This window comes from Bullifex sp., assembly GCF_034103065.1.
Taxonomy (GTDB): Bacteria; Spirochaetota; Spirochaetia; order Sphaerochaetales; family Sphaerochaetaceae; genus Bullifex.
Window position 1 is genome coordinate 1 of record NZ_JAXEGN010000222.1, and the last position, 6,830, is coordinate 6,830.

Here is a 6,830-nt window from a genome sequence, read left to right on the forward strand (position 1 = left end):
TTCTTAGGAACAACCTCAAGACGGTTAATTTCATTTACAAGAACCATCATCTGGCTAATTGCAGTATTGAAGTTGAGAGTTGCAGTATCGTCTGTAACCTTCTTAATAGTCTTATGAAGAGTTTTATTAAGATCTGATGGAATTTCAATATCCTCAATCTTCTTCTCTGTTGAAATTCTCCATACTCTATCTAAGAAACGATATACACCGATAAAGCCTTGAGTTGCCCATGGCTTTGACTCTGTAAGAGGACCCATAAACATTTCATACATTCTAACGGAATCAGCACCATAGTCGCGTATAAAGTCATCTGGGTTGATAACATTCTTAAGAGATTTACTCATCTTAGCAATTACTTGAGTAAGCTCTTCTCCTGTCTCTTTGTCAAAGTACTTTCCATCTTTCTCTTCTACCATATCTGTTGGAACAAGTGACTTGTTAGACTTCTGATAAGCAAAAGATGTTATCATACCTTGGTTTACAAGACGCTGGAATGGTTCTTTTGTAGAAACAAGACCAAGATCATAGAGTACCTTGTGCCAGAATCTTGCATAAAGTAGGTGGAGTACAGCGTGCTCAGCACCACCGATGTAGAGGTCAACTGGCATCCAGTAATTCTCTTTCTCTGGATCGATAAATTTCTCACTGTTCTTAGGATCAATATATCTAAGGTAGTACCAACAAGAACCAGCCCACTGAGGCATTGTATTAGTTTCTCTCTTTGCAGGTTTACCACACTTTGGACACTTACAGTTTACCCATGATTCAACATTTACAAGTGGTGATTCACCTGTTCCTGATGGTTCATACTTATCAACTTCAGGAAGTGTAAGAGGAAGTTCTTCTTCTGGAACAAGTACAGTACCACAATCTGGACAGTGAATTAGAGGAATAGGTTCACCCCAATATCTCTGGCGAGAGAAAACCCAGTCACGGAGCTTGTAGTTAACAGCCTTATGACCATAACCATTCTTCTCAAGGAACTCAAGCATTTTTGCAATTGCATCTTGTTTATTTAATCCATCGAGCCACTCAGAATTAACATGTTCACCATCTTCTGTCCAAGCTTGTTCTTGAACATTAACTTTGCTCTTTAATACTTCAATAATTGGAAGATTAAACTTCTTAGCAAACTCCCAGTCTCTATCATCGTGAGCTGGAACTGCCATGATTGCCCCAGTACCATAGCTAATAAGTACATAGTCAGCAATCCAAATAGGAATTTTCTTACCATTTACTGGGTTGATAGCATAAGAACCTGAGAATACACCTGTTTTATCTTTTGCCAGGTCTGTTCTTTCAAGATCAGACTTATGCTTAGTTGCATCAAGATATGCTTCAACTTGAGCCTTCTGCTCTGGTGTTGTAAGCTTTTCAACTAATGGATGCTCTGGAGCAATTACCATGTAAGTTGCGCCAAAGAGTGTATCACAACGAGTTGTATAAACCTCTAATTTTTCATCAAACTTCTCAAGTTGGAAGAATACTGCAGCACCTTCACTTCTACCAATCCAGTTGCGTTGCATTGCTTTTACGCTTTCTGGCCAATCAAGAGAATCAAGGTCCTCAAGAAGCTTATCAGCATATGCTGTAATCTTTAAAATCCACTGTCTGATATTCTTCTTTTCTACCTTAGCACCACAACGATCACAGTGACCTTCCTTTACCTCTTCGTTTGCAAGACCTGTCTTACAGCTTGGACACCAGTTAATTGGTGTATTTGCTTCATAAGCTAAGCCTTTCTTGTAAAGCTGTTCAAAAATCCACTGTGTCCAATGGTAATAGTCTTCATCACAAGTTGAAATTTCTCTATCCCAGTCATAGCAAAATCCTAAGGATTTAATCTGACGACGGAAATTATCTATATTCTTTTTAGTTGTTTCATAAGGGTGTGTTCCTGTTTTAATAGCATAGTTTTCAGCAGGAAGACCAAATGAATCGAAGCCCATTGGATGGAGTACGTTATAACCATTCATCCTAAGATATCTGCAGTAGATATCTGTTGCTGTATATCCTTCTGGGTGACCTACATGGAGACCTGCTCCTGATGGATAAGGGAACATATCAAGAACATATCTTCTTTTATCCTTGCTTACAGAAGGATCCTCTGTGACATGGAAGGTTTTATTATCTTCCCAATATTTTTGCCACTTCTTTTCTATTTCTGAAAAAGGGTATTTACTCATAATGTATCAATATTAATATTTTGTTATTCATTATTCAATTACATGATTTGAACGATAGAAAAAGATATTGAATAAATAATATTGACAACCAAACGGTCGTTAGTTATAACATAACTATGGAAAAAGGTAATACAAAAAAAGAAATATTAAATGCTGCGTTAGATTTGTTTTCAACTCAAGGGTATGAGGCAACCTCCATTTCTCAAATTGCCAGTGCTGTAGGAATTAAAAAAGCATCTTTATATAGTCACTATGAAAGTAAGAAAGAGATTCTTGATCTTCTTATTCAAGAAGTTTTATTTGCATATGATAAACACTCTATCTTTACAACAACTGATTGGATTAATGGCCAAAATCTACCTTCCACTAAGGATGATATTATAAAGATGCTTAAAGGACAGGTAGCTTATATAATCCATGAGCCTTTTATTAGTAAGGCTAGAAAAATGCTAGTTATCGAGCAATTTCAAAACCAAGAATTAGCTAAACTTCAGACAAAGCAAAACTATAGTGATATTGTTTCTTTCTGTATTGGTATGGCTAACCACTTGAAAAAGCTTTCCTTGCTCGATTTCGATGATGTAGAAATTGTTGCAATGCAAATAGCATTTCCAATAAATGTTTGGATTAATTTGTGTGATCGAGAACCAAATAGAGAAAGTGAAATAATGAATCTTATCGATAGACATTTAAATCAAATCTTTAAAGTCTATGGAAGTAAAAATGGAAAATAAGAAGTCGTTTATGACTTTTATGATAGTTGTAATAATACTATCAGTAATTATTGAAGCACTTATTTGTTTGGGATTTCCTTCTTGGCTATATGCTGTTTTAATGTGGATTCCTACAATATCTGCTGTAATTGCAAATAAAGGTCGGATTAAATGCTTTCGAAGGTGTAAGTTAAAATACATTATTTTTAGCTTGCTTCTTCCTTTTACATATATTGGGATACCTTATTTAATTGTATGGAAAGTATTTCCAGATTCCTTCATAAACCAAGGCTCTATTTTATATGTATTAATCGTAATTACCTTGGGTACAATAATTTCACTCCTTACGGCACTTGGTGAAGAGATAGGTTGGAGAGGCTATATGTTTACAACTCTTAATAAAGAGTATGGCCTTAATAAAGCATTAATTGTAACAAGTTTATTTTGGTGTATTTGGCACCTTCCTTTACTTATATGGGGTTCATACATGAATACTACACCTATTTGGTATAGAATTCCTGCGTTTATTCTTTGTATTTTCCCTTTAGGAGTGGTTGAAGGATTAATTACATTAAAAAGTAATAGTGTTTGGCCTGCAGCAATATTGCATGCAACACATAATAATTACGACCAAGTATTGTTTGGACAATTAACATATGGAGAAAAAGTGGGATATTTTGTGAGTGAAACAGGAATTTACACAATTATTCTTATCTGGTTTATTGCAGTCTTTTTGTATTTAGATGTTAGCAAGGAAAATAAAAATGAAAAAAGTATATAAATTATTATTCATGATACTACTAGTATTGTCATTAGTATCATGTTTACCACCACACATTATTATTTATGATCAAGCTATAAATAATAGGTCTTTAAAAATTAATATTGGTACTGTTTGGGGACGTGAATTATATTGCATAAATGCAAATGCTGGTGACCAATTAAGAGTCTATTATGAAGTAACAGATGGACTAGTAATCTTAGAGATTAAAGATCCAAATAGTAATGTAATTTATAAAGGAAATGGCCAAGAGGTTAGTAAGTTTAAATTAAGATTAACAGATAGTGGTAAATACTCTATTTTAATTAAATCATATGGGGCAAACGGTTTTGTTTATATAGATAAGGAGGAAAAGGAAAAATGAAATCATTAGATTCAATTCAAAAAACATTTCATGTATTTAAAGTATTATCAAAGGTAGCAATGGTATTTTGCATTGTGATTGCATCACTATGTGCTGTTGGTGCCCTTTGTGTTTTTGCAGTTTCTTCAGGTGGTCAAGTATTTTCTCTTTTTGGTCAACCAATTGATAATATAGTTGTTGGAGATGATTATGGTCAAAGCTTAATTGAATTACTATCTTCAATACCTATATTAGTTGCTGATGCAATTTTATATGGCTTATCTTATCGTTATTTTCAAAAGGAAGAATATGATAAAACACCTTTTACAAAATCAGGAGCTAAGACTATTAGAAGTCTTGGAATTCGATTTATATATATTCCTATAATAGCAATAGTTATTGCAGAAGTAATTTGTGTTATCCTTGGAAATGATAACTTGGATAATGTTAGTGAATTTTCAAACCTTTCTTCAGTAATTACTGGAATTGTATTAATCTTAGCTTCTTTAATATTTAATTATGGAGCTGAGCTGGAAGAGAAGGTTAATAATGCTTGAATTAACTAGTCCTGATTTTGGCACTAATGGAGAGATAGGTAAAGATAATACTGGATTTGGTGATGATGTCTCTCCTACACTTGTATTAAGTGGCTTAAGTAATGATGCAAAAAGCTTGGCAATAATTATGGATGATTTAGATGTTCCTTTTGTTAAGGCTTTCAACCATTGGGTTATTTGGAATATTCCTCCTAAATCAGTAATTGAAAAAAATATTCCTTATGGTTCTGAGTGTCCTGATGGCTCAAAACAAGGAATTGGATATGGAAAAAATAGATATCGAGGTCCAAAACAGCCTCCATTCATTCATAAGGCTCATCGTTATCAATTTACAGTTTGTGCACTGGATACTCTTTTAGATATACCAACTTTTTCAAAAGAGGAAGATTTAATTAAAGCTATGAATAATCATATTATTCAAAAAGCAAGTTTAATAGGATGGTACAAAATATGAAGGATGTAATAATTTTTGCATCAAAGCACCATGAGAATACGAGAAAGATTGTTCAGACAATACAATCCAATTTTGATATTGATATTATCGATGCTACTGTTACTCAATATTTAGATTTATCAAAATATAATCGAATTTGCTTTGCCTCTGGAATTTGTTATGGCTCTTATTATCCTGAGATAATATCTTTTATCGAGAATAATAATATAAAAGGGCATAAAGTATTGTTAATGCATAGTGCTGGCAATCCAAAAGAAGCACAAAGTAACAAGATAAAAAGTTTAATTGAAGTATTTGGCGGTCAACTATTGGGTGTTTTCTGTTGTAAAGGTTTTGATACCTATGGACCATTTAAACTAATTGGAGGGATTAATAAAGATCATCCAGATGAAAAAGATATAAATAATGCAATTGAATTCTTTAAACATTACTTCGAACTACTTCAAAGTTAGTTTGAAGTAACTTTGAAGTAGACAATAATTATTCGAAATAATTAATTTTATTATAAAGAGTTATATTAGTATCAGAAATTAAAACTGTAACCTATATATGGGGTAATTACATAGTTTCCAATATTAATTGGAGAATCTGTATATGTATTGGTTCCTAGAGTTCTTTCGACAAATCTTCCCCAAACAGGTAGTTGTCCTTTTACACCAAGTCTAATAGAAGATACTTCGCCTAAATTATATGAAAGGCTAACATCACCAATAATATTTACCATATATGTTGAAAATTCAAAGAAAGTGACTCGCTTTCTACCAACAGCTAATTCAGCACCTATATTAGTGGCAATACTAAAACTATTTGACAAATTAAATTTGTAAGTTGGATAAATTGCAAAGCCTAATGTAAAAGGACTTTTATCTTCAACTGCCGTTCCATTTTTAAAATGAAGTAATGGAGCATTTGCAGAGAGAGAAGTACCTAAACCAAATCCATTATCAGAGTAGAAAAGTGTTTTAGACTCAAGAGTTATACCTTCTACAAATCCATCAATATCTTTACCAAATGCAAAAGAGGAACCTAACTCAATTGTAGAAGTATTGTAATCAGCAAAAATAGAAAAAGACAGTATTAAAACCATCAATAATAATAGGAATAATTTTTTCATTTCTTTCCCCTTCAAATATTTTTTTATATAACGTAATTGATAAAGCGTTACAGAACTGTTACAAACTTTTAAAATTGTAATTAAATAAATGCAGCCATATACAATGGTAAAGTGATTATTCCTTCTTCACTTATTCCTATATTACCATCTATAAACTTATATGCATAAGGTATTTTATTTCCTTTCATTATTGAGGAAAGAGACTTTGATTTGTTATTGCTACTTTTTACTTCAATAGGAACTACATTTCCATTATTTTGAATAATAAAATCTAACTCTCGTTTTTTTGTTTCATTTTTGAAAAAATAAATTTTTAAGCCTTTTTTATATAGAGCATCAGCAATTGCACATTCATATATTCCACCCTTAGAAGTTCCATCAAGAGTATTTTCAACAATGTGCTGTTTAATTGAAAAGTCTTTCATCGCCATTAATAGAGATAGATCTGTTGTATAAGCTGTGAATTACTCGGCAATTGAATTGCCAGAGCATCGTGGAGTTTAGCCACGGGTGCATCCATGACACCGCTACTGCTTTTTAAACAGCTACTTTTAATACATATGGAGTCTTAATCATCTTCATATGTATTTCTTTTTTACTTACTTGACCATAGAGCCTTAGAATATTGTATGCTCCAACACTGTCAGCATTCCATTCTTTTTCACCATCAATGAAGATTCCT

General features: G+C 32.6%; 8 protein-coding genes and 1 pseudogene. 6 read left to right on the forward strand and 3 right to left on the reverse strand.

The window, feature by feature from the left end; all coding sequences use genetic code 11:
- Window positions 1-2,186: leucine--tRNA ligase (leuS, locus tag SOY52_RS08640; RefSeq protein WP_320848554.1), on the reverse strand; the 2,186-nt coding region annotated here is incomplete at its 3' end.
- Window positions 2,187-2,302: 116 nt separating this feature from the next.
- Between leuS and SOY52_RS08645 the strand changes: the two genes are divergently transcribed.
- Genes SOY52_RS08645 through SOY52_RS08670 form a run of 6 tightly spaced genes read left to right on the forward strand, consistent with a single transcriptional unit; the run spans window position 2,303 to window position 5,486 of the window.
- Window positions 2,303-2,920, forward strand: a complete 618-nt coding sequence (locus tag SOY52_RS08645; RefSeq protein WP_320848555.1) for a TetR/AcrR family transcriptional regulator — start codon at window positions 2,303-2,305, stop codon at window positions 2,918-2,920.
- Window positions 2,910-3,680: a CPBP family intramembrane glutamic endopeptidase gene (locus SOY52_RS08650; RefSeq protein WP_320848556.1), complete on the forward strand. Its 771-nt coding sequence runs from the start codon at window positions 2,910-2,912 to the stop codon at window positions 3,678-3,680. Before SOY52_RS08645 ends, SOY52_RS08650 begins: the two co-directional genes overlap by 11 nt.
- Window positions 3,664-4,044, forward strand: a complete 381-nt coding sequence (locus SOY52_RS08655) for a hypothetical protein (protein ID WP_320848557.1) — start codon at window positions 3,664-3,666, stop codon at window positions 4,042-4,044. The genes SOY52_RS08650 and SOY52_RS08655 overlap by 17 nt, the downstream gene beginning before the upstream one ends.
- Window positions 4,041-4,580: a hypothetical protein gene (locus SOY52_RS08660; RefSeq protein ID WP_320848558.1), complete on the forward strand. Its 540-nt coding sequence runs from the start codon at window positions 4,041-4,043 to the stop codon at window positions 4,578-4,580. The genes SOY52_RS08655 and SOY52_RS08660 overlap by 4 nt, the downstream gene beginning before the upstream one ends.
- Window positions 4,573-5,034 carry a YbhB/YbcL family Raf kinase inhibitor-like protein gene (locus SOY52_RS08665; RefSeq protein WP_320848559.1) on the forward strand — a complete coding sequence of 154 codons (462 nt, stop codon included), beginning with the start codon at window positions 4,573-4,575 and terminating at the stop codon, window positions 5,032-5,034. Before SOY52_RS08660 ends, SOY52_RS08665 begins: the two co-directional genes overlap by 8 nt.
- Window positions 5,031-5,486, forward strand: a complete 456-nt coding sequence (locus SOY52_RS08670; RefSeq protein WP_320848560.1) for a flavodoxin domain-containing protein — start codon at window positions 5,031-5,033, stop codon at window positions 5,484-5,486. The genes SOY52_RS08665 and SOY52_RS08670 overlap by 4 nt, the downstream gene beginning before the upstream one ends.
- Before the next feature lie 71 nt (window positions 5,487-5,557).
- On the opposite strand, the gene SOY52_RS08675 is transcribed toward SOY52_RS08670, so the two are convergent.
- Together SOY52_RS08675 and SOY52_RS08680 are read right to left on the reverse strand one after the other, a co-directional pair.
- Complete coding sequence (locus SOY52_RS08675; RefSeq protein ID WP_320848561.1) at window positions 5,558-6,148, reverse strand: hypothetical protein; 591 nt, start codon at window positions 6,146-6,148, stop codon at window positions 5,558-5,560.
- An 80-nt stretch (window positions 6,149-6,228) separates the two neighbouring features.
- A pseudogene (locus tag SOY52_RS08680) lies at window positions 6,229-6,594 on the reverse strand (DUF4143 domain-containing protein); the annotation flags it as partial.
- Between the last annotated feature and the right edge of the window lie 236 nt (window positions 6,595-6,830).